This is a genomic window from Cupriavidus malaysiensis, assembly GCF_001854325.1.
GTDB lineage: Bacteria > Pseudomonadota > Gammaproteobacteria > Burkholderiales > Burkholderiaceae > Cupriavidus > Cupriavidus malaysiensis.
The window spans coordinates 2,230,506-2,252,957 of sequence record NZ_CP017754.1 but is presented as its reverse complement, the minus strand read 5'-3'; the positions used below and the strand labels follow the sequence as shown (position 1 = coordinate 2,252,957).

General features: G+C 70.2%; 18 protein-coding genes. 9 read left to right on the top strand and 9 right to left on the bottom strand.

Annotated features, from left to right (window positions below; all coding sequences use genetic code 11):
• Window positions 1-116: 116 nt before the first annotated feature.
• Complete coding sequence (locus BKK80_RS35450) at window positions 117-2,696, top strand: DNA polymerase II (RefSeq protein WP_157903197.1); 2,580 nt, start codon at window positions 117-119, stop codon at window positions 2,694-2,696.
• A 291-nt stretch (window positions 2,697-2,987) separates the two neighbouring features.
• Window positions 2,988-4,208 carry an MFS transporter gene (locus BKK80_RS10000; RefSeq protein WP_071012437.1) on the top strand — a complete coding sequence of 407 codons (1,221 nt, stop codon included), beginning with the start codon at window positions 2,988-2,990 and terminating at the stop codon, window positions 4,206-4,208.
• A 38-nt stretch (window positions 4,209-4,246) separates the two neighbouring features.
• Here the strand turns inward: BKK80_RS10000 and BKK80_RS09995 are convergent, their stop codons facing one another.
• A complete protein-coding gene (locus tag BKK80_RS09995) occupies window positions 4,247-4,699 on the bottom strand; it encodes a winged helix-turn-helix transcriptional regulator (protein WP_071069250.1) in 453 nt (150 codons plus the stop codon).
• A 294-nt stretch (window positions 4,700-4,993) separates the two neighbouring features.
• On the opposite strand from BKK80_RS09995, the gene BKK80_RS09990 reads away from it, so the two are divergent.
• Window positions 4,994-5,287, top strand: a complete 294-nt coding sequence (locus BKK80_RS09990) for a DUF1330 domain-containing protein (RefSeq protein ID WP_071069248.1) — start codon at window positions 4,994-4,996, stop codon at window positions 5,285-5,287.
• A gap of 29 nt (window positions 5,288-5,316) precedes the next feature.
• Window positions 5,317-5,715: a DUF6176 family protein gene (locus BKK80_RS09985; RefSeq protein ID WP_198173309.1), complete on the top strand. Its 399-nt coding sequence runs from the start codon at window positions 5,317-5,319 to the stop codon at window positions 5,713-5,715.
• On the opposite strand, the gene BKK80_RS09980 is transcribed toward BKK80_RS09985, so the two are convergent.
• Window positions 5,712-6,344 carry a class I SAM-dependent methyltransferase gene (locus BKK80_RS09980; RefSeq protein WP_071069246.1) on the bottom strand — a complete coding sequence of 211 codons (633 nt, stop codon included), beginning with the start codon at window positions 6,342-6,344 and terminating at the stop codon, window positions 5,712-5,714. The genes BKK80_RS09985 and BKK80_RS09980 overlap by 4 nt on opposite strands.
• A gap of 386 nt (window positions 6,345-6,730) precedes the next feature.
• On the opposite strand from BKK80_RS09980, the gene BKK80_RS09975 reads away from it, so the two are divergent.
• On the top strand, window positions 6,731-8,611 hold the full coding sequence (locus BKK80_RS09975) for an ABC transporter ATP-binding protein (RefSeq protein WP_071012431.1): 1,881 nt from the start codon (window positions 6,731-6,733) through the stop codon (window positions 8,609-8,611).
• Window positions 8,612-8,637: 26 nt separating this feature from the next.
• Here BKK80_RS09975 and BKK80_RS09970 read toward each other — a convergent pair whose 3' ends face one another.
• Both BKK80_RS09970 and BKK80_RS09965 read right to left on the bottom strand, forming a co-directional pair.
• Complete coding sequence (locus tag BKK80_RS09970; protein WP_071012429.1) at window positions 8,638-9,282, bottom strand: VC0807 family protein; 645 nt, start codon at window positions 9,280-9,282, stop codon at window positions 8,638-8,640.
• Between the two features lie 148 nt (window positions 9,283-9,430).
• Window positions 9,431-9,712: a hypothetical protein gene (locus BKK80_RS09965; RefSeq protein ID WP_071037087.1), complete on the bottom strand. Its 282-nt coding sequence runs from the start codon at window positions 9,710-9,712 to the stop codon at window positions 9,431-9,433.
• Window positions 9,713-9,901: 189 nt separating this feature from the next.
• Between BKK80_RS09965 and BKK80_RS09960 the strand changes: the two genes are divergently transcribed.
• The 3 genes from BKK80_RS09960 (at window position 9,902) to BKK80_RS36345 (ending at window position 12,379) form a co-directional block, all read left to right on the top strand.
• Window positions 9,902-10,672, top strand: coding sequence for a 2OG-Fe(II) oxygenase (locus tag BKK80_RS09960; protein WP_084545536.1), 771 nt, complete (start codon window positions 9,902-9,904; stop codon window positions 10,670-10,672).
• Between the two features lie 135 nt (window positions 10,673-10,807).
• Entirely contained in the window at window positions 10,808-11,911 is a 1,104-nt protein-coding gene (gene ada, locus BKK80_RS09955) for a bifunctional DNA-binding transcriptional regulator/O6-methylguanine-DNA methyltransferase Ada (protein ID WP_083384212.1), read from the top strand.
• A gap of 78 nt (window positions 11,912-11,989) precedes the next feature.
• Complete coding sequence (locus BKK80_RS36345; protein ID WP_071069244.1) at window positions 11,990-12,379, top strand: hypothetical protein; 390 nt, start codon at window positions 11,990-11,992, stop codon at window positions 12,377-12,379.
• 12 nt (window positions 12,380-12,391) lie between these two features.
• Here BKK80_RS36345 and def read toward each other — a convergent pair whose 3' ends face one another.
• The 4 genes from def to smc form a co-directional block, all read right to left on the bottom strand.
• Window positions 12,392-12,925: a peptide deformylase gene (gene def, locus BKK80_RS09945; protein WP_071012426.1), complete on the bottom strand. Its 534-nt coding sequence runs from the start codon at window positions 12,923-12,925 to the stop codon at window positions 12,392-12,394.
• Window positions 12,922-15,123, bottom strand: a complete 2,202-nt coding sequence (ligA, locus tag BKK80_RS09940; RefSeq protein ID WP_084545534.1) for an NAD-dependent DNA ligase LigA — start codon at window positions 15,121-15,123, stop codon at window positions 12,922-12,924. The genes def and ligA overlap by 4 nt, the downstream gene beginning before the upstream one ends.
• Window positions 15,124-15,137: 14 nt before the next feature.
• Window positions 15,138-16,472, bottom strand: a complete 1,335-nt coding sequence (locus BKK80_RS09935; RefSeq protein WP_071037089.1) for a cell division protein ZipA C-terminal FtsZ-binding domain-containing protein — start codon at window positions 16,470-16,472, stop codon at window positions 15,138-15,140.
• Between the two features lie 91 nt (window positions 16,473-16,563).
• Entirely contained in the window at window positions 16,564-20,082 is a 3,519-nt protein-coding gene (gene smc / locus BKK80_RS09930; protein WP_071069242.1) for a chromosome segregation protein SMC, read from the bottom strand.
• A gap of 420 nt (window positions 20,083-20,502) precedes the next feature.
• On the opposite strand from smc, the gene BKK80_RS09925 reads away from it, so the two are divergent.
• The gene (locus BKK80_RS09925; RefSeq protein WP_071069240.1) at window positions 20,503-21,330 is read left to right on the top strand and encodes a ferritin-like domain-containing protein; all 828 of its coding nucleotides are present in this window, start codon (window positions 20,503-20,505) and stop codon (window positions 21,328-21,330) included.
• On the opposite strand, the gene BKK80_RS09920 is transcribed toward BKK80_RS09925, so the two are convergent.
• Window positions 21,324-22,268: a DMT family transporter gene (locus tag BKK80_RS09920; protein ID WP_071012419.1), complete on the bottom strand. Its 945-nt coding sequence runs from the start codon at window positions 22,266-22,268 to the stop codon at window positions 21,324-21,326. The two genes, BKK80_RS09925 and BKK80_RS09920, sit on opposite strands and share 7 nt — an antisense overlap.
• Window positions 22,269-22,452: the final 184 nt, after the last annotated feature.

Sequence of the window (22,452 nt, the reverse complement as noted above, 5' to 3'; positions counted from 1 at the left end):
CTGACACCGTGCTGTCAGGAGCCCGCAGCACCGGGCCCGTCCCGCCACATTGCAGGGCGGCGCACCGGGCCGGCAGGCGCTAGAATCCGCACTGGATCCGCTTTCCCCTCTGCGTCTTGCTTTCCCCACAACCGGGCTTCATTCTCACGCGGCACTGGCATGACACGCCGGCCGGCACGGCGGTCGAGTTCTGGCTGGCCACCGACGCGGGCCCGCGCCAGGTCAGGCTGCCGCCGCAGCCCTCGGTCGCCTTCATTCCCGCCGAGCAGGCCGAGCACGCCGCCGCCTTGCTGCGCGGCGAGCCGCAGGCCGAACTGCGCCCGCTGCCGCTGCGCGACTTCCGCCGCCGTCCGGTGCACGGGCTCTATTGCCCGCAGCACAACCAGCTGATGCGGCTGGAGAGGCTGCTGCGGGAGCACGGGGTCGACGTCTACGAAGCGGATATCCGTCCGCCCGAGCGCTACCTGATGGAGCGCTTCATCACCGCGCCGGTCTGGTTCAGCGGCAGCCATAGCGACAGCCGTAGCGACGCCGACGGCGGCGCCCTGCTGCGCGACGCGGTGCTCAAGCCGGCCCCCGACTACCGCCCCCGCCTGCGCTGCGTATCGCTCGATATCGAGACCAGCATGGATGGCGAGCTGTACTCGATCGCCCTGCACGGCTGCGGCCAGCGCCAGGTCTTCATGCTCGGCGAGCCGCCCGCGGCTGACGCGGCCGCCGATACGGCGCCCGCCGCCGGGCGGGACGACGCGGCCGATGGCGGTGAGCGAGGCGGGCAAGGCGAGTGCGGCTTCGACCTGGCCTACTGCCCCGACCGCGCCGCCATGCTGACGCGGCTCAACCAGTGGTTCGCGCGCCACGACCCCGATGCCATCCTCGGCTGGAACCTGATCCAGTTCGACCTGCGCGTGCTGCATGCCCAGGCCGAGCGCCACCGCGTGCCACTGCGCCTCGGCCGCGACGGCAGCACGCTGGAATGGCGCGAGCACCGCCTCGGCAACGGGCACCTGTTCGCCAGCGCGGCCGGCCGCCTGCTGATCGACGGCATCGAGGCGCTGCGCTCGGCCACCTGGAACTTCGCCTCGTTCAGCCTGGAGTTCGTCGCGCAGGCGCTGCTCGGCGAGGGCAAGGCGATCGACACGCCCTACGATCGCATGGATGCCATCGACCGCATGTTCGCCGAGGACAAGCCGGCGCTGGCCCGCTACAACCTGAAGGACTGCGAGCTGGTCACGCGCATCTTCGACAAGACGGAGCTGCTGACCTTCCTGCTCGAGCGCGCCACCATGACCGGCCTCGCGGCGGACCGCAGCGGGGGCTCGGTGGCGGCCTTCACCCACCTCTACCTGCCGCGCATGCACCGGCTCGGCTACGTCGCCCCCAACCTCGGCGAACTGCCCGCCGCGGCCAGCCCCGGCGGCTTCGTCATGGATTCGCGCCCCGGCCTGTATGACTCGGTGCTGGTGCTCGACTACAAGAGCCTGTACCCCTCCATCATCCGTACCTTCCTGATCGATCCGGTGGGCCTGGTCGAGGGCATGCACGAAGCCGGCGCGGCCGGGGACGGCGGGAACAGTGTGAACGACGAGGGCGACGAGGGCGACGAGGGCGACGAGCCTGGCGCTGCGGCGGCGGCGCATGGTACCGGCGGACCATCGGGTACGGGCGGGCCCGGGCCGGCAACGACCGTCCCCGGCTTCCTCGGCGCGCGCTTCTCGCGCGACAGGCATTGCCTGCCCGCCATCGTCGCCCACATCTGGCAGGGGCGCGAGGCGGCCAAGCGCGAGCGCAACCAGCCCCTGTCGCAGGCGCTGAAGATCATCATGAACTCGTTCTACGGCGTGCTCGGCTCCACCGGCTGCCGCTTCTTCGATCCGCGCCTGGCTTCCTCCATCACCATGCGCGGCCACGAGATCATGCGGCAGACGCGGGCCCTGGTGGAGGCACAAGGCTACGCCGTGATCTACGGGGATACGGATTCCACCTTCGTCTGGCTCAAGCGCGAGCACGGCGAAGAAGAAGCGGCGCGCATCGGCCATGCGCTGGTGGCCCACGTCAATCAATGGTGGCGCGAGCACCTGGCGCAGGCCTTCGGGCTCGAGAGCGCCCTCGAGCTGCAGTTCGAGATCCATTACCGGCGCTTCCTGATGCCGACCGTGCGCGGCGCCGAGCTGGGCAGCAAGAAGCGTTACGCTGGCCTGGTGCAGCGCGCCGACGGCAGCGAGGAGCTCGTGTTCAAAGGCCTGGAGACCGTGCGCACCGACTGGTCGCCACTGGCACAGGCCTTCCAGCAGGAGCTCTACCGGCGCATCTTCCGCCGCGAGCCTTACCGCGACTACGTGCGCGACTACGTGCGGCGCACGCTGGCCGGCGAGTTCGACGACCAGCTCGTCTACCGCAAGCGGCTGCGCCGCCAGCTCGACGACTACCAGCGCAACGTGCCGCCGCACGTGCGCGCCGCCCGCCTCGCCGACGAGCACCACCGCCGCCTGGGGCGGCCGCCGCAGTACCAGGGCGGCGGCTGGATCAGCTATGTGATGACCCTGGCCGGCCCCGAGCCGCTCGAACTGCGCCGTGCCGCCATCGATTACGAGCACTACCTGACGCGGCAGCTGCAGCCGGTGGCGGACGCCATCCTGCCGTTCGCCGGAGACAGCTTCGACAAGGTGGTCAGCCGCCAGCTCACGCTGTTCTGAGCGCTGGCCTGCACCTCCAGGGCCGCCTTCCCCGGCCTGGAAGCTGCGCTAAGGCAATGGCGAAGCACTAGAGCCGCCCAGCGCAGCCAAGCGCGCGTAGAATGGCGGATTACTTGACTGAACAACGAATCGAGCCACCCCTCCCCGTGGCCCCGCCAATCCCTGCGCCCGCGAACCGGGCGCGGCGCTGCGGGCCGGAATCCCCCATCGTGACGATGACTTGCCCTGCCTACCGTGGCCGGCGCCGCGACCCTGCGTCCGCCGGCACCACCTGCCGCACCGGAGACCGCCGTGGCCGCTGACCGTGCGCACGATCCGCGCGCCGCGCGCGGCATCGCCCTGCTGACCTTCGCCTTCTCGCTCAGCCAGTTCTACCGTAGCTGCCTGGCGGTGATGGCGCCCGAGCTGCAGCACGACTTCGGCCTGTCGCCGGCCGGCTTCGGCACGCTGTCCTCCTGCTTCTTCCTGGCCTTCGCCGCGGCGCAGATCCCCATCGGCATCGCCTTCGACCGCTATGGCGTCGGCCGGCCGACCGCCGGCCTGCTGGCCGTGGGCGCCGTGTCCGCGGTGCTGTTCGCGGCCGCGCCGAATGGCGGCACCGCCATGCTCGCGCAGGCGGGCCTGGGCCTGGCCTGCGCGCCGGTGTTCATGGGGCTGCTGCATTTCGCTTCCGAGCAGTTGCCGGAAACGCAGTACACCAAGGTCGTCAGCCGCTCCAATGCCACCGGCATGATCGGCGCGCTATGCGCGACCGCGCCGCTCGGCTGGGCGGCGGAGCTGTTCGGCTGGCGCGCGGCCATGTCCTGCGCCGCGCTGGGCATGGTGACCGCCTGTATCGGCGTCTGGCGCTTCGTCCACGATGAAGGGCACGCCGAGGCGCGCCATGCGCCGCTGGGCGAGATGCTGCTGCACAGCGTGCGCCTGCTGGCCCTGCGCCCGCTATGGGCCCTGATCCCGATGTGCGTGGCGATGGCGGCAGGCACGACCTTCCGCAATGCCTGGGGCGGGCCCTACCTCGCCGATGTGTTCGAGCTGAACGCAGGCCACCGCGGCATGGCCCTGACGCTGGTCAGCCTCGGCGGCTTCCTGACCGCCTTCGTGCTGCCGGTGCTGGTGTGGCGCAGTTCGCTCAAGACCACCATCGCCGGCTGGTCCTGCCTGTCGCTGGCGGGCGCGGCGCTGCTGACGCTGTGGCCGGCGCACGGCGTGGCGACAGGAGTCGGCCTGATGGCCCTGCTGTCCACCATCGGCATGCTGCATCCGCTGGTGATGGCGCAAGGCCGGGGCCTGATCCCGCCCGCCGCGCGCGGGCGCGGGCTCGGCCTGCTCAATACCTTCGTCTTTCTCGGCTCCGCGGTAGCGTCCTGGACCTTCGGCCTGATCGCCGATTTCGGCCACCACGACAACTGGCCGGTGGCCAGGATCTACTCGTCGATCTTCCTGTGCGCCGGCATCCTGGTCGCGCTGGCCCTGCTGGTCTACCTGCGCAGCCCGCTGGCGCGCCGGAGCTGAAAGCGGCGGGCCGGATGGCCCCGGAACGCCCGGCCGCGTCAGGCCGGCGCGTCTTTCACCACCACGGTATCGTCCGGCCCGAGCAGGCGCCCGTCCTGCGCGCGCAATTCCAGGTGCCGTACCGGCTGCGCGTGCTCGCGGTCGAGCAGGCGCACCGCGGGCCGGTCCGCGCCGAAGCAATAGTCCTCGCCCCACTGGCGCAGCGCCACCAGCACCGGGAACAGGCCGCGCCCCTTCTCGGTCAGCTGGTACTCGTGATAGGCGCTGCCATCGGATGCCGGCGCGGTGGCCAGGATGCCGTGCTCCACCAGGTTGCGCAGGCGCGCCGACAGGATGTTGCGGGCCAGTCCCAGGCTGCGCTGGAACTCGCCGAAACGGCGCAGGCCCTCGAAGGCGTCGCGGATGATCAGCAGCGACCACCAGTCGCCGATCGCATCCAGCGGCCGCGCCACCGGGCAGCCTGCTTCCTTGTGGCTGGTCCGTTTGACCATCGTTGCTCTTGCCTCCCTCTCACTCGTCGTCGTTGCAGCAGCGCCTGGCTGCCGCGGCGCCATTAGTTGCATTTTAAAACTGACAAAGCGGTGCGGGCAACGCAATGCCCATCCGTTCCAGCCCGTTTTCCGTTCGAGATCGGGAAAGAACGCCTTCGGCGATGCGGAATACCGGACCACGGGCAGCCGGCTGCACTCCGTAGTACCATCGTCGGCACCCCGCATACATCGCTGCGAGCCGGCGCCGGCCTCCCCATGCGCCTGCCTCCCCACGTGCCGCGACCCGGAGTCCACATGCCCGTCTATCTGCTTGCCCAGCTAACGTTCACCCAGCGCGCTGCCTACGACCGCTACCAGGCGCGCTTCATGGAAGTGTTCCGCCGCTTCGACGGGCGCCTGCTGGTGGCCGACGAACATCCGCTGCGCCTGGAAGGCGAATGGGAGCGCGACAAGGTGGTCATGATGTCGTTTCCCGATGAGGCCGCCGCGCGCCGCTTCTCCGAGTCACCCGAGTACCTGGAGATCGCCAAGGACCGCAAAGCCGGCGCCGATGCCATCGTGCTGTTGCTGCACGGCCTGCCCGGCTGAGCTGCGCAGAGATCGGCCCCGCACCCGCCATGTCCACGCCAATGCTGCCGATGTGCGCCCGCATCCGGCTCAAACCCGGCTCGCTGCCGCGCGTACGCGAATGGGCCGCCCATTTGCGCGAGCACCGTGCCGAAGCGCTGCGCACGCTCGCGGCCGAGGGCGTCTCGATCGAATCCGTCTTCCTGGACTCCAGCGCGGATGGCGATTTTCTCGTCTACTACATGCGCGCCGCCTCCGAAGCGCAGGCCCGCCAGGCCGCACAGGCGTCCACCGCCGCCATCGACGACTACCATCGGGCCTTCAAGCGCGACACCTGGGCGCAGCTCACCCGCCTGGAACTGCTGGTCGACCTGCAGTGCGAGGCCGGCCCCTCGCCGCAAGGTGATGCGGGGCCAGCCGATACTGCCCGCGCCCGCACTGACGGCTAACCGCGCGCGGGACTAGACGGCGCCGGCAGGCTGCGGGAGAACGCCAGCACGCTCCAGCGCACGCTGTCGTGGAACAGGCTCGCGCGCGCGCCGCGATGGCGCAGCGCCAGGCCGTTGGCCGCCGCCAGCGCGACCGTCTCGTCGGCGTCGACCTGGAACATGCGGCGCCCCGCCGGCACCGGTCCGTGCCGCAGTGTCAGCACCAGCAGCCCGCCGGGCGCCAGCAGCGCCGACACCGCCGCCATCGCCTGCGGGCGCTCGGCGCCGTCGAGATGCATCCACACGGCGATGCACAGGATCAGGTCGAAACGCGTGCCGCCGGCGCGCACCTGCGCGAGCGCCGGCAGATGGTCGTCGACCCACTCGATCGGCTGCGCGCCATGGCGGCGCCGGCCTTCCTCGCGCAGGCCGGCGGTCGGCTCGACCGCCACCACGCGATGCCCGCGCCCGGCCAGCGCGGCGGCGTCGCGTCCGGAACCGGCACCGATGTCCAGGACCCGGCAAGGGCGATCGGGAAAGAGCGGCAGCACCTCGCGATGCACCGCTTCGAACGCGACGCTCTCGAAACGCTGCGCGAGCGCCTCGGACTCGTCTTGGTAGCCGGCGGTACCGGCGATCATGGCGGACATGGCGGCCTGGAAGGAAGGGACAGGGGCGGCCAGTGTAGCGCCCCGCGGCAACGGCCGCAGGATGCACCGGGCCGTGTCCATGCACCAGCTTGCAGCGCGCCGGGCACGGCGGTAGAATCGATTCACCAGACGCGCGCATGGTCGCGCGTCTTGCGTTCCGACCCACACTTCACTCACCCAGGGAGGCGTCCGATGGCAGACATCATGTGCAGCGCCTTTCCAGGCGTGACCCCGCGGCGCCACTAGGCCGCCGGCCACGCGGCGCCGCCCGCCGGCACCGCTCCGCTCCAGACCGCCCTTCCCTCGCCGCCCCAGCGGCATGCCGGGCCGTCTCCGTTCCATCCTAGTCCGACGATCCAGGCGCCGCGCGTGCCTGGCTACCACAAATGGCTCGCAAGAAATTCGACCTGCGGGGACAGGCCTTCCAGGACGTCCTGCGCTTCACCTTCCGCCATTGGGCCCGCCAGCCCTGGCGCATCCTGCTGATCGCGCTGCTGGCGCTGCTGTCGGCCTGCGCCGACGTGCTGACCCCGCTCTACGCCGGGCGCCTGATCGACGCGCTGGCCGCCGGCACCGGCACCGCCCGGCCGGCAGCGCTGGGCGCCTTCACGCTGCTGGTGTCGCTCGGCGTGGCCGGCACGCTGCTGCGCCAGGCGGTGTTCCAGAACATCATCGTGCTGACGCTGCGCATGATGAGCCAGATCGCCGCCAATGCCTTCCAGCGCGTGCAGCGCTTCTCCACCGACTGGCATGCCAACAGCTTCGCGGGTTCCACCGTGCGCAAGATCACGCGCGGCATGTGGGCGCTCGATCTGCTCAACGACACCCTGCTGATCGCCCTGCTGCCCTCGCTCACCATGCTGGTCGGCGCCACGGTGCTGCTCGGCATCCGCTGGCCGATGATGGGCGCGGTGGTCGGGCTGGGCTCCGTGCTCTATATCGCTGTCACGGTCGCGCTGTCGCTCGGCTTCGTCGCGCCGGCGGCGCGCCTCGGCAATGCCTGGGACACCCGCATGGGCGGCGCCCTGGCCGATGCGGTCGGCTGCAACGCGGTGGTCAAGGCCTTCGGCGCCGAAACGCGCGAAGAAGCCAGGCTGGCGCGCGTGATCGCCAAATGGCGCCAGCGCACGCGCCGCACCTGGGTGCGCGGCACCATCAACGGCGGCGTGCAGGGCACCATGCTGGTGGCCATGCAGGCCGCCATCCTCGGCGCCGCATTGTGGCTGTGGGCGCGCGGGCAGGCCAGCGTGGGCGACATCACCTTCGCCCTGACCATGTTCTTCATGCTGCAGGGCTACCTGCGCGACGTCGGCATGCATATCCGCAACCTGCAGCGCTCCGTCAACGACATGGAAGAACTGGTCGCGCTGGAAGCGCAGCCGCTCGGCGTGGAAGACCGCCGCGGCGCCGGCCCCATCCGCATCCGCGACGGCGAGATCCGCTTCGAGCAGGTGACCTTCCGCTACGGCGCGCTGGAGAAGCCGCTCTACGCCGGGCTCTCGGTGCGCATCGCCCCGGGTGAACGGATCGGCCTGGTGGGCCACTCCGGCTCGGGCAAGACCACCTTCGTCAAGCTGATCCAGCGGCTCTACGACATCGACGGCGGGCGCATCACCATCGATGGCCAGGACATCGCGCTGGTCGAGCAGGCCTCGCTGCGCGCGCAGATCGCCATCGTGCAGCAGGAGCCGGTGCTGTTCCACCGCACGCTGGCGGAGAACATCGCCTACGCCCGCCCCGGTGCCAGCCGCGCCGAGATCGAGCGCGCGGCGCGCCTGGCCAACGCGCACGAGTTCATCCAGGCCCTGCCCAAGGGGTATGACACACTGGTGGGCGAGCGCGGCGTCAAGCTGTCCGGCGGCGAGCGCCAGCGCGTGGCTCTGGCACGCGCCTTTCTCGCCGACGCGCCCGTGCTGATCCTGGACGAGGCCACTTCCAGCCTGGACAGCGAAAGCGAGGTGCTGATCCAGCAGGCCATGGAACGGCTGATGGTGGGCCGCACCACGCTGGTGGTGGCGCACCGGCTGTCGACGGTGCGCGCGCTGGACCGTCTGCTGGTGATGGACAAGGGCCGCATCGCCGAGGAAGGCAGCCATGACGAGCTGATCCGGCGCGAGCACGGCCTCTATCGGCGCCTGTTCGAGCGCCAGGCGCTGGAGCTGAACGCGGGGCTCGCACAGCCGGCAGCGGTGCCGCTCGGCGCAACGCCTCCCTGGCGCCAGCGCGACAGCATCGCACAAGCCGAGCCGGCCGTCGGCCTGCCCTGAAGCCGGCCGCCGGACGCGGCACGCCGTCAGCGAATCGACGGCGTGCCGGCGGCCACGACGATCTCGCCGCGCCGCCGCATGCGTTCGCGGCACCACAAGGTCCAGGCGATCAGCCCGCCGTACAGCGCGTAGCCGATCAACGGCGACAGCACCAGGTAGCGTTCGATGGGCCAATGCCAGGCCAGCCAGGCACGCAGCAGGTTCTCGCCGGTCAGGCCGAGGCCCCACACCAGGGTGATCTGTCTCAGGGCCACCCGCAGGCTGGCGCGCTCCTGCCACAGCGATTCGAAACGCACGTGGCCATCCGCGCTCTCGCGCGCGAACGTGGCCCGCGCAAGATAGAAGACAAGCGTACGCCGGCAGCCCAGCGACAGCAGGAAGACGATGCCGACCACGCCCGAGACCAGCGATTCTCGCAGCAGCAGCAGGCGCGGGCTGCCGCCCAGCATCATCGCTGCCAGCGACAGGCCGATGCCGAGCAGTACCACCGCGCTGACGGCATCGACGCGGCGCGTGCGCGCGAACTCCATGGCGCTCCAGGCCACCGGCGGCACGGCCGATGCGTACAGGGCCCCCGCCATGCCCCAATGCGGCAAGGCGAGCCGGTAGGCGAGCCAGGGGAGCAAGAGATTGGCCCCCAGCTCGGCGGCCGGGCCTGCGCGCAGCTTCATCATGGTTCCGGTCGTGGGCGTCACGCGGAGCGGGAGTTGCTAGCAGTATAGGTGGCCGGCAATTGCCGGCCAGCGCACTCGGCGCGCCAGCTCACATCACGCCGGGGCCGGGGCCGGCGTCCGGGCCGCTGTATCCGGGTAGCCGCGATCAGGCCGCGGCGTCGCCGAGCCCGCGCTGGATCACTTCGGTCAGCAGGCCGGTCATCCCTTCGGCATGGTCCGCCGCCAGGGCATTCAGGCGGACCACCAGGTCCTTGTCCAGCTTGCAGGCGAACGGCACCAGGCCCTTGGCCTGGTCCAGCTTGCGCTGCTCGCGGCGATCGACCGGGGCGTCCGCAGTCTTGCCGAAGCGGTCGGCCGTCGCCTGCTTCATCTTGTTGGTGAGCTTGAGTGCCTTGTTCTTCTCAAGATCGGTCTTTTTCATTGCCATGCGGACTTCCTCTGCGGGAAACGGAAACCCCGCATTGTACGCATCGCGCCGGCGCGTGGCGGAAGCGGCTGTACAGTCAGCGCAGTCAGCCACGGCGAGCAGCCGGCAAATTCGACCGCAAGCGACGGAGTGCGCGCTCGGCGCATGCCCGTCTAGCATGGAAGCCGGAACATCGAACAGGAGACCAGGATGCCTGCCTGGCAGTCCACGCCGGCCACCGCCGTGCCTCAAGCCGCACCCGCCGACACCGCGGCCGCCGCCCTCGCCCGCCTGCAGGCGTTCGACTGGCAACAGGTGGGCGTCGAGCTCGACCTGCACGGCCATGCCGTCCTGCCCGCCGTGCTGGCGCCACCGGCATGCCGCGCCCTGGCCGCGCTGTACGCGCAGGAAGGGCCCTTCCGCAGCCGCGTGGTGATGGCCCGCCACGGCTTCGGACGCGGCGAATACCAGTACTTCGCCTACCCCTTGCCCGCCCCGCTCGCCGCCCTGCGCAGCGCGCTCTACGCCCGGCTGGCGCCGACCGCCAACCGTTGGAACGCGGCCATGGGACTGGCACCGCGCTACCCCGCCGCTCACGCGGAGTTCCTCGCCCGCTGCCATGGCGCGGGCCAGCTGCGGCCGACACCGCTGCTGCTGCGCTATGGCCCCGGCGACTACAATTGCCTGCACCAGGACCTCTATGGCGAGCATGTTTTTCCGCTGCAGGTCGCCATCCTGTTGTCGGCACCTGACACGGACTTCACCGGTGGTGAGTTCGTGCTGACGGAGCAGCGCCCGCGCATGCAGTCGCGTGCCGAGGTGGTGCCGCTCACCCAAGGCGATGCCGTCGTCTTCGCCGTCAGCCAGCGCCCGGTGACAGGCGGCCGCGGCGTCCACCGCGTCAACCTGCGCCACGGCGTGAGCCGGCTGCGCTCAGGCCAGCGCTTTACCCTGGGCATCATCTTCCATGATGCTGAATAGACCGGAATTGGCTGGCCGGTGCGCGAATTCGAGCGCAAGCGCCGGAGTGCGGCATCGCCGCGCGCGCCCTACAGTCGAACCCGAGACCACTGCTTGCCAAGGATGAAGAGGATGAACGCGATCGTGAGCACAGGCATGAGGACAAAGCAGGCTGCCAAGCGCGCCGCCGGCGTGGCCGGCACCCAGGCCCGCCACAGCGTCGCCGAGGATCCTCGCTGGGCCAAGGTATTGGCGCGCGACCCGGCTGCCGACGGCGAGTTCGTCTATGCGGTGCGCACCACCGGCATCTACTGCCGCCCGAGCAGCCCCTCGCGGCTGCCGCGGCCGGAGAACGTCGAGTTCTTCGCCACGGCCGCCGAGGCCGAGGCGGCCGGCTACCGCGCCAGCAAGCGCGCCGAGGACGATGCCGCCGAAACCGGTGCGCGGCATGCGGCCATCGTCGCCGCCGCCTGCCGCCGCATCGAGGCGGCCGACACGCCGCCAACGCTGGAGACCCTGGCTGCGCAGGCCGGCCTCAGCCTCTATCACTTCCATCGCATCTTCAAGTCGCTCACCGGGCTGACGCCCAAGGCCTTTGCCGACGCGCATCGCGCGCGGCGCCTGCGCCAGCGGCTGGGACAGGCGGCCACGGTCACCGAGGCCATCTACGACGCCGGCTTCCAGTCCAACAGCCGTTTCTATGCGGCCTCGGACGGCATGCTGGGGATGACCGCCAGCCGCTGGCGCGCGGGCGGCGCCGACATGGCGATCCGCTTCGCCATCGGGCAGTGCTCGCTCGGGGCCATCCTGGTGGCGCAGAGCCAGCGCGGCGTCTGCGCCATCCTGCTCGGCGACGACCCGGACGCCCTCGCGCGCGAATTGCAGGACCAGTTCCCCAAGGCCGAGCTGATCGGCGGCGATTCAGGTTTCGAACAATTAGTGGCGCGCGTGGTCGGCTTCATCGAGGCGCCGTCGATCGGCCTGGACCTGCCGCTGGACCTGCGCGGCACCGCCTTCCAGCTGCGTGTGTGGCAGGCGCTGCGCGAGATCCCGCCCGGCACCACGGCCAGCTACGCCGAGATCGCCGCCCGCATCGGCGCGCCCAAGGCGGTGCGGGCGGTGGCCCAGGCCTGCGCCGCCAACCACCTGGCGGTGGCGATCCCCTGCCACCGCGTGGTGCGCAGCGATGGTGCGCTGTCCGGCTACCGCTGGGGCGTGGAGCGCAAACGCGAGCTGATCGGGCGGGAAGCGCTGGCCTGAACCGGTGCCGGCGGCCGCGCTTGCGGGCGGCCACGGCAAGGCGCATGCTGGAAGCCTGTCCGCTTCCGGAGAGCTGCCATGCCTGAACCGCTGACCCGGCTGCTGGCGGCGGTGCTGATCGCCCTGGCCGTGCTGAAGCTGTGCGCGGTCCTGCTGGCGCCGCAGGGATGGCTGCGCGCCATGCGCCGGCTCTATGCCCGCCCGGCGCTCCTGGCCGCGCTGGCCTATGTACTCGCGGCGCTGGTGCTGTACGCCCTGCTGGCTTCCGGCCTGTCGATCGTGCAGATCCTGGCGGTCTGCCTGTTCATGGCGCTGCTGACGATGGCGGGCATGGTGCCGCTGGCACCACGCCTGCTCGAGGCCATGGCTGAGCCCGGCGCGCTGCGCAGGATGATGCGCGCGCAATGGCTCTATGTGCTGGTCTGGCTGGCGCTGCTGGCCTGGGGACTGGCCGCCATGCTGGCCTGAGCGCCGCCCGCGTCAGTCCTCGGCGTTGGGCGGCAGCTCGGGGAACAGCACCTCGGTGAAGCCGAAGCGCGTGAAGTCGCGCACCCGCATCGGGTAGAGGATGCCTTGCAGGTGGTCGCATTCGTGCTGCACGACGCGCGCGTGGAAGCCCTCCGCCTCGCGCTCGATGCGGTTGCCCTGCAGATCGTAGCCGCAGTACTTCAGCCGCGTATAGCGCGGCACCACGCCACGCAGGCCCGGCACCGACAGGCAGCCTTCCCAGCCGTCCTCCTGCTCATCGCCGAGCGGCGTCAGCTCGGGATTGATCAGCACCGTCTTGGGTACGGCCGGCGCGCCCGGATAGCGCGGATTGCGCTCGAAGCCGAAGATCACCACCTGCAGCCCGACGCCGATCTGCGGTGCCGCCAGGCCGGCGCCGTTGGCATGGTCCATGGTGTCGAACATATCCTCGACCAGCGTGCGCAGCTCCGGCGTGTTGAAGCGCGCGACCGGGCGCGCCACCTGCAACAGGCGCGGATCGCCCATCTTGAGGATGTCATGGATCATGCCTGTTCTCCGTGGTCGGGCTGCGCGGAAGGCGCGGAATCAGAGGGATCGGAAGGTTCGGAAGGTTCGGAAGCATCGGGGGCGGGCTCGGGATCCGCGCCATGGGCACCGGCCAGCAGCGCCAGCATGCCGTCCTCGTCGAGCACGGCCACACCCAGCGCCTGGGCCTTTTCGAGCTTGCTGCCGGCTTCGGCGCCCGCCACCACGTAGTCCGTCTTCTTCGACACCGAACCGGCCACCTTGGCGCCGGCGGCTTCCAGGCGCTCCTTGGCCTCTTCGCGCGACAGCGTCGGCAGCGTGCCGGTCAGCACGAAGGTCTTGCCAGCCAGCGGCGCGGGTGCGCGCGCCTGCGGTTCGCTCTCGGGCCAATGCACGCCGGCCGCGCGCAGTTGTTCGATCACCTCGACATTGTGCGCCTCGGCGAAAAAGTTGACGATGGACTGCGCCACCACCGGGCCCACGTCATTGACCTCGAGCAGGGCCGTCTCGTCGGCTGCCATCAGCCCGTCGAGCTTGCCGAAGTGGCGCGCCAGGTCCTTGGCGGTCGCTTCGCCGACGTGGCGGATACCCAGCGAGAAGATAAAGCGGTTGAGCGTAGTGGCGCGCGCGCCTTCGATCGCCGCCACCAGGTTGGCGGCCGACTTGTCGGCCATGCGCTCGAGCGCGGCCAGCTTGGCCACGCCCAGCTTGAACAGGTCGGCCGGGGTGCGCACGATGCCCTGGTCGACGAGCTGTTCGACCACCTTGTCGCCCAGCCCCTCGATGTCCATGGCGCGCCGCTGCGCAAAGTGCAGCAGGGCCTGCTTGCGCTGGGCGGCGCAGATCAGGCCGCCGGTGCAGCGAGCGATGGCCTCGCCCTCCAGGCGCTCGATATGCGAGCCGCACACCGGGCAGGCGGTCGGCATGACGAAGGCGCGCGCATCGACGGGCCGGCGCTCCAGCACCACGCCCACCACCTCCGGGATCACGTCGCCGGCGCGACGCACGATCACGGTGTCGCCGACATGGACGTCCTTGCGCCGTACCTCGTCCTCGTTGTGCAGCGTGGCATTGGTCACGGTGACGCCACCGACGAAGACGGGAGCCAGCCGCGCCACCGGCGTGATGGCCCCGGTGCGGCCGACCTGCACCTCGATGTCCTCGACCACGGTGGTCATTTCCTGTGCCGGGAACTTGTGCGCCAGGGCGAAGCGCGGCGCACGCGAGACGAAGCCCAGGCGCTCCTGCTCGGCCAGCGCATTGACCTTGTAGACCACGCCGTCGATGTCGTACGGCAACTGGTCGCGCCGCGCGCCGACGCCGCGGTAGAAGTCCAGCAAGCCCTGCGCGCCCCGCACCACCGCGCGCTCCTGGCACACCGGCAGGCCGAGCGCGGCAAAGCCGTCCAGCATCTGGCTGTGGGTATCCGGGCGCGGCGCGCCCTGCAGCTCGCCGATGCCGTAGGCGAAGAAGGACAGCGGGCGCCGCGCGGTGATGCGCGGATCGAGCTGGCGCAGGCTGCCGGCCGCGGCATTGCGCGGATTGACGAAGGTCTTCTCGCCGGCCTCGGCCTGGCGCGCGTTGAGCCGGTCGAAGTCGGCGCGGAACATCAGCACCTCGCCGCGCACCTCCAGCACCGCCGGTGCCTGGCCGCGCAGGCGCAGCGGGATGCTCTTGATGGTGCGCACATTGGCAGTCACGTCCTCACCGGACTCGCCGTCGCCACGCGTGGCAGCCTGCACCAGTTGCCCGTTCTCGTAGCGCAGCGACATCGCCAGTCCGTCGAACTTGAGCTCGCAGGCGTACTCGACGGCGGCCGCGGCCGAGAACAGGTCGGGCTCGCCGGCGCCCGCCGGCTCGAGCCCGAGGCCCTGGGCGCAGCGCCGGTCGAAGGCGAGCACGTCCTCGTCCTCGAAGCCGTTGTTCAGCGACAGCATGGGGATGGCGTGGCGTACCGTGGCGAACGCCGCCAGCGGTGCGCCGCCGACGCGCTGGGTCGGCGAATCGGGGTGCAGCAGCTCCGGGTGCTCGGTCTCGATCTGCTGCAGCTCGCGGAACAGCGCGTCGTAGTCGGCATCCGGCACGGTGGGCGCATCGAGCACGTAGTACTCGTAGTTGTAGCGCTCCAGCGTCTCGCGCAACCAGTCAGCGCGGGCGGCCGGCGATGCGGCGGCGGGCGCGGAGGCCTGGGCCTGCGCGCCGGTTCGGGTTCCGGTCATGGTGTCGCTCCGGACTAGTTGCTGAACAGCCGCAGCGCGACCGGCGAGCCGGCGGGCATGCCGCGCGCCTCGAGCTTGTCGTACAGCACTTCGAGCTGGCCGAAGATGGCGATGAAGGAAGCCTCGCTCAGCGGACGCATATTGTCGTCGACCAGGCGCGCACCCATGCGCTGCGCCAGGCTGTGGCCGTATTCGCAGACCGTCTTGAAGGGCTTGCTGGCGCGCGCCACCTGCGGCACGTCGAGCAGCAGCGTGATCTGGCGCCCGGCCTTGACGGTCAGGTCATCGCGCAGGAAGTTGGTATCGCCGAACTGCAGCGTGAAGAGCGCGCGCTGCACGCCGTCCGCACCCGCCAGGTAGCGCGTGAAACGCGTGCCGTCGCGCGACAGCACCAGGCCGTCCTGGGTGGCAACGGTCTGCACGTAGGCGGCCGACCAGGGTGCCCCGTCGGAGATCACATTGACGCCGAGCTGGACGTCGCAGCTCGCGGCAAAGCTGTCGAGCTCGCGTCCGTTGGCCACCGACTCGCTCATGTCGGGCAGGTCGGTCGCGCCATCGAGGGCCTCGGCCAGCCCCTGCACCGCGTTGACGAACTCGGAGAACTCCAGCGCGTTGAGCGGACCGGAGCGGTTGGCCAGCTGCACCGCCACCTGCAGGTCCTCGTACTGGTGCCCCGCCGTGACCACTTCCCAGGCGTTGGCCTCGGCATGCAGGCCCTCGATATGAACCTGCTTGGTGCCGGCGCGGCGCAGCCGCCCGGTCAGCGGCAGGATGCGGTCGCCGGAGGCCTTGCGCTCCAGGTGCAGCGGCACGATGCAGTCGACCAGCGGGTCGATGACGGCGGGAAGCGGCTGGCCTTCGAGCGCCTCGGGCGCCGTATCCTGCAGATGCTGCTGCACCGTCGCAGCCGGCTCGGCCTCGTCGCCCCGGTCCGCTGTCGCAGTGGCTTCGGTGCCTTCGCCGTTCGTGGCAGCGACATTGGCCGCCACGGCCACTTCATCGGCCAGCGCCTGGTCGGCGTCGGTCGAGGCAGCGGCGCCGATCGCGGCCGCCGCATCGAGCGGCGAGGCCGACAGCGTCGGCTCGCGGCGCTGCGCCGCCGGCGCAGGTTCGCTTTCCTTGGCGGCGGCGGGCGCGGGCCGGTCCGGCATGGACGGCGCCTTGGCGGATGCGGCGGGATAGTCGGCGCCGGGCGGCAGGTCGAAGGTGGGCTCGCGCATCGGCGCCACATCGTCATCCGGCTGCAGCGCACGCGGGCGGCGGGCCTTGCGGATCTGCCACTGGTTGTAGACGACGACCAGCAGCAGCAGGACGAGACCGGCGACGATCAGGGCGGTTTGCAGGTCCATTTATGCTGCGGCTCCCTTGAGGATGTTGTTGTGCATCGAGATTGCGAGAATTCTGGTCCCCGCCGGGCGCGCCGCGCCACGGCGGGTGGGATCAGGCGGCTTCTTCCACCATCGACATCGCGGCGTCCATGTCCACCGCGACGATACGCGACACGCCCTGCTCCTGCATCGTCACGCCGATCAGTTGCTGGGCGATTTCCATCGCGATCTTGTTGTGGGAGATGAAGACGAACTGCGTCTTGTTCGACATGCGTGCCACCATCTTGGCATAGCGATCCGTGTTGGCATCGTCCAGCGGTGCGTCCACCTCGTCGAGCAGGCAGAACGGCGCGGGATTCAGCTGGAACATGGCGAACACCAGCGCGATCGCGGTCAGGGCCTTCTCACCGCCCGACAGCAGGTGGATGGTGGAGTTCTTCTTGCCGGGCGGCTGCGCCATCACCTGCACGCCGGCATCGAGAATCTCTTCGCCGGTCATGATCAGGCGGGCCTGTCCGCCACCGAACAACTGCGGGAACAGTTCACCGAAGTGCATATTGACCTGGTCGAAGGTGCCCTGCAGCAGCGAACGGGTTTCCTGGTCGATCTTGTTGATGGCGTCTTCCAGGGTGTTGATGGCGTCGTTCAGGTCCGCCGACTGCGCGTCCAGGAAGGTCTTGCGCTCGCGCGCCGTGGCCAGTTCGTCGAGCGCGGCCATGTTGACCGGGCCCAGCGCATTGATGGCGTTGTTGATACGGGTGACCTCGCCCTGCAGCCAGGCCGGCTTCAGGTCGGCGTTCAGCTTGCCGGCCAGCGCCGCCTCGTCGACCCCGGCCTCGGTGAGCTGCTCGGCAAACTGCTCCTGGTTCAGGCGCGCGGCCTGCTCCTTCAGCTGGAATTCGGTGATGCGGTCGCGCAAGGGTTGCAGGCTGCGCTCGGCGGCCAGGCGCTGCTCGTCGAACTGGCGCAGCTGCGCCGACAGCGAGTCGAGCTCGACGCGCGCCGTGTTCAGCCTGGCTTCCTTCTCAGCACGCACTTCCAGCGCTTCCTGCAGCCCGGTATGCGCGGTCTGCTCGTTGATGGTCTCCAGCTCGGCGCGCGCGTTCTCGAGCGACTCGGCGATACGTTCGCTCTGGTCGGATGCCACCTGGATATTGCGGCGCAGCTCTTCGATGCGGCTGCCCAGGTTGCGCTCGGAAAAGACCGCCTCCTGCGCCGCGCGCTCCAGCTCACGCAGTTGCTGGCGTGCCGCCGCGAGGCGCCCGTCCAGGGCTTCGAAGGCGCCCTGGTGCGCTTCGTGGGCGGCCTGCTGGTCGGCCAGCGCGGCATCGTGCTGCTCGAAACTCGCCTCCGACTCGGCGCGGATGGCGCGCTGCTCCTCGACCTGGGCGGCGATCTCCTCCAGATCCGCGCGGATCTGGCTGCTGCGCGCAGCATAGCGCTCCATCGCCTGGGACAGCTTGAGCACGTCCATCTGCAGCGCATGCACGCGCCGCGTGGCCTGCTCGCTGGCGGTGCGCGCCTCGACCAGCACGCGGCTGGCGTGCGTGTGCGCGGTCTCCGCGCGTACCGACTGCGTCTTGGCCTCTTCGGCCAGCAGCGCCTGTGCGCGCACCTGCTTCTCCAGGTTCTCGATCTCCTGGGCACGCGCCAGCATGCCGGCCTGCTCGGAATCGGCCGCATAGAGCTGCACGCCGCTGCGGCCGACCAGGTGGCCTTCGGCCACCACGAAGGTGGCGCCCTCGGGCAGCGTGGCGCGCGCCGCCAGCGCCGCGTCGACGTCAGCGGCGGTATAGACGTTGGCGAGCCAGTCCTGCATCACCGCGCGGATGCCCGGCTCGGCGATCTGCAGCAGGGCCATCAGCGGGCGCAGGCCCGGCGTTGCTTCCTGGGGCCGTGCCGCGGCGGGTGGCGCATAGAAGGCCAGCTTGGCGGGCGGCGCGTCGGACAGGAAGGCCTTGACCGCGTCCAGGCCGGAAACCTCGAGCGCCGCCAGCTTCTCGCGCAGCACCGACTCCAGTGCATTCTCCCAGCCGGGCTCGATATGGATCTTCTTCCACAGCCGCGGCAATTCGGCCAGCCCGTGGCGGGCCAGCCACGGCTGCACCTTGCCCTCGGTCTGCACGCTCTCCTGCAGTTGCCGCAGCGCGGCCAGGCGCGCCTCCAGCGCGGCGATGGCCGCGGCCTCGCCCTGCACACGCTCCTGCGCGGCACGGCGCTCGGCGTCGAGGCGCGGCAGGCTTTCCTCCGCTTCGGCCAGCGCGACCTGCGCTTCCTCCAGCACGGCTTCCTGCTCAGCCAGGTCCGCGCGCAACTCTTCCAGGCGCACGTCGTCGGGGCGGTCGAGCCCCTTCTCTTCGCCGGACAGGCGCTCGCGGCGCTGCTCGAGCTGCTGCAGCATCTGGTCGGCGCTGCGCTGCTGCGCAGCCTCCAGCTTCAGCGCCTGCTCGGCCTGGATGATGCCGGCGCGCTGCTCGTTGAGCAGTTGCTGCGCCTCGCGCCACTGGGCCTCGAGCGCCGGCAGTTCGTCACTGCGCTGGGCCAGGGTGTCCTGCGCCTCGATCGTGCGTCCCTCGGACAGCGCCAGCTCTTCCTCGGCCTGCGCCAGGTCCTCCGAGGCCTGCTCGGCCTTGTCGCGCCACTGCTCGCCCTGCGCCGACAGCGCCGCGATCTGGGCCTGCACGCGGTTGCGCGATTCCACCACGTAGCGGATCTCGGCCTCCAGCTTGCTGACCTCGGCATTGGCCTCGTACAGCGCGCCCTGGGCGGCATGCATATTGTCGGAGGCCGCATAGTGCGCGGCGCGCATGGTCTCCAGTTCAGCCTCGACATGGCGCAGCTGGGCGGTCTGGGCCTCCAGGTCGACCTGGGCCTGCCCGACGGCGCGTTGGTGGCGTTCCTGCTCGCCCAGCGCCTCGCGCTTGCGCAGCATCCACAGCAGGTGCTGCTTCTCCTCGCCGTCGGCCTGCAGCGCCTTGAAGCGCTGCGCCACCTCGGCCTGGCCTTCGAGCTTCTCCAGGTTGTTGCCCAGCTCGCGCAGGATGTCCTCGACACGCGTCAGGTTCTCGCGCGTGTCGGACAGCCGGTTCTCGGTCTCGCGCCGGCGTTCCTTGTACTTGGAAACGCCCGCGGCCTCTTCAAGGAAGATGCGCAGGTCCTCGGGCTTGGCCTCGATGATGCGCGAGATCATGCCCTGTCCGATGATGGCGTAGGCGCGCGGGCCCAGGCCCGTGCCCAGGAAGATGTCCTGGATGTCGCGCCGGCGCACCGGCTGGTTGTTGATGTAGTAGGACGAGGTGCCGTCGCGCGTCAGCACGCGCTTGACCGCCACCTCGGCGTATTGGCTCCACTGGCCGTTGGCGCGGCCTTCGCTGTTATCGAAGACCAGTTCGACGCTGGCCCGGCCGGCTTGCTTGCGCGCGGTCGAGCCATTGAAGATGACGTCCTGCATGGACTCGCCACGCAGTTCCGAGGCACGCGACTCGCCCAGCACCCAGCGCACCGCGTCGATGATGTTCGATTTGCCGCAGCCGTTGGGTCCGACGATGCCGACCAGTTGGCCCGGCACTTGAAAATTGGTGGGATCGACGAAGGACTTGAAGCCCGCCAGTTTGATCGAGGACAGTCGCACGGTTGGTCGTGTGGATTCGGCGTAGGAAAGCGTTCGAGGAAACGGGCTGCCGCCGGGCGCCCGGCAACTCGTGCGACATCGCGAAAAAGTGAATTTCGGATCGCATTCAGCCCTGGCGTGCCCGTTGGCTGGCGCTAATCATACCATCGCCCATCCCGCATCCGGCCGGCTTTTCACGGCTTCCCGGCATCACTTTCCCTGCTGGATCGGCCATTTACGGGCGTTCCTGCGAGCACTTTCTCACCTGCCCGCCACCCCGCGCCGCGCCATGACCGCCGGCTGTCATGGCCGGCAGGCAGGAGGACAAGAAACTTATCAGGGTTGATGCTAGTCTCTGAATTGACAGCGTGACCCCGGATGCCCACCCCGAGCCGGAACCCTTGCGACGCGCCCGCGCGTCCTTTCCTGGGAGGACCAAGCATGACCGCATCTTCACCGACCCGCCTGCCGTGGTCAGTCGGAGAGATCGATTACGAAGCCATCGACACGGCGCGAATACGTCCCGACCGGCTCCTGTTCTATCTGCTGACCGCCTCCTCCTTCATCGAGAGCGGCTCCGACACCTACGCCGGCAATCTCGCCTCCTACTACGCCGACGTGCCGCAGGCCGCCTCGTGGCTCGAGCGGCACTGGGAAGCCGAGGAACTGCAGCACGGACTGGCGCTGCGCCGCTACGTGGAGCGCGTCTGGCCGGAGTTCGACTGGGAGCGTGGCTACGCACGCTTCTTCGAGGAATACCGCGTGACCTGCTCGATCGACAATTTCGAGCCCACCCATGCCCTGGAGATGGTGGCACGCTGCGTGGTGGAGACCGGCACCGCCACGCTCTACCGCGCCATCGAGCAAGCCACCGACGAGCCCGTGCTGCGCGACCTGAGCCGGCGCATCGCCAATGACGAAGTCCGCCACTACAAGCATTTCTTCCGCTATTTCAACGACTTCCGCCTCCAGGAGCAGGTCGGGCGCGGGCGCGTGCTGGGAGCGCTGGCGCGCCGCCTGCTGGAGATCAAGAACGAGGATGCCGAGATCGCACTGCGCAACGTGCTGCGCATCGAACGCGGCACCGAGGCGGTGTCCGACCGCGAAGTGCGCCAGTTGAATTCACAGGTCAGCGCCATCGTGCGGCGCCACCTGCCGGTCGATATGGCGGTCAAGATGCTGCTGCGCCCGCTGCACCTGCACAGTGGCGTGGAACGGGCCATCCGGCGCCCGCTGATCGCCCTGGTTTCCCGCGCGATGCTTCACTGAGCGGGGCCGCGTGCCGCGCGCGGCCGGTGCACCAGCCCGGACAGCGCCCCCGCCGCGACGATGCACAGGCCTCCCGCCCCCTCCTTCCAGCTCAGGGTTTCCGCGGCCAGCCACCACGAGGACAGGGCCGCCACCACGATCTCGAACAGCATCAGCAGCGACACCCGGTTGGCCGGCAGCCGCTGCAACCCGTACTGCACGATGGCGTTGCCAAGCACCAGGGTGCCCGCCAGCGCCACCGCCAGCAGCAGCACCGCGCCTTCGCGCCCGGCCGCCGGCCCCGCCAGCGCCGGCTCCAGCCACAGCGCGCAAGGTGCGCTGACCGCCACACTGCCCAGGAACACCGCCACGGTACGCACGCGCCCATCGACCTGGGGCAGGCGCTGCCCGGCGTGACGCGACAGCACATTGTTGACGGCAAAGCCCATGCCCGCCACCAGCCCGGCCCATTCCGCCAGGTTGGCGGGCAAGGGCACGCCGGCCTGCGGCGACCACAGCATCAGGCCGGCGCCGCCCAGCGCCAGCGCCACCAGGCCGAAGCCGGTGGCCGACAGGCGCTCGCCGAGCCACAGGCGCGCGAACAACGCGGTCCAGACCGGGGTCAGGTAGAACAGCAGCAGCACGCGCATGACGTGGCCGTTGACGCTGCCCCAGACGAAGCCGGCGTTGGTGATGCCGGCGGCCGCGCCGATCGCCAAGAACAACCAGGACTGGCGCAGCCCGCCCAGGTGGCGGCGGAAGGCCAGCATGGCGATGGCGGCCGCGATCAGGCTGACCAGCGCCGCCGCGCGCAGGCCGCCCAGGCCCCAGCCGGCCAGCACGCGATAGGGAAACCAGGCGATGCCCCATACCGAAGCGCCCAGCAGGATGGACAGCGAGGACTTGACGGGATCGTGGTCGGCAGCGCCGGGCTGCAAGGCAAGGGACGAAGGGCTCATCGGACCCGGGAATGACGGATGGAAATGGAAAACGGCAACGGAAAACGGGGATCCGGCAGCACGCAGCGGACATCACGGTACCGTGATGCGCGCCATCCTGGCGGGCGCCGCCCCCGCGCGGGAGCGGCGCGCCCGGCGATGGGCCCTGTTCCTCTATAATGTCCGGTTTCAACCGGCCCACCAC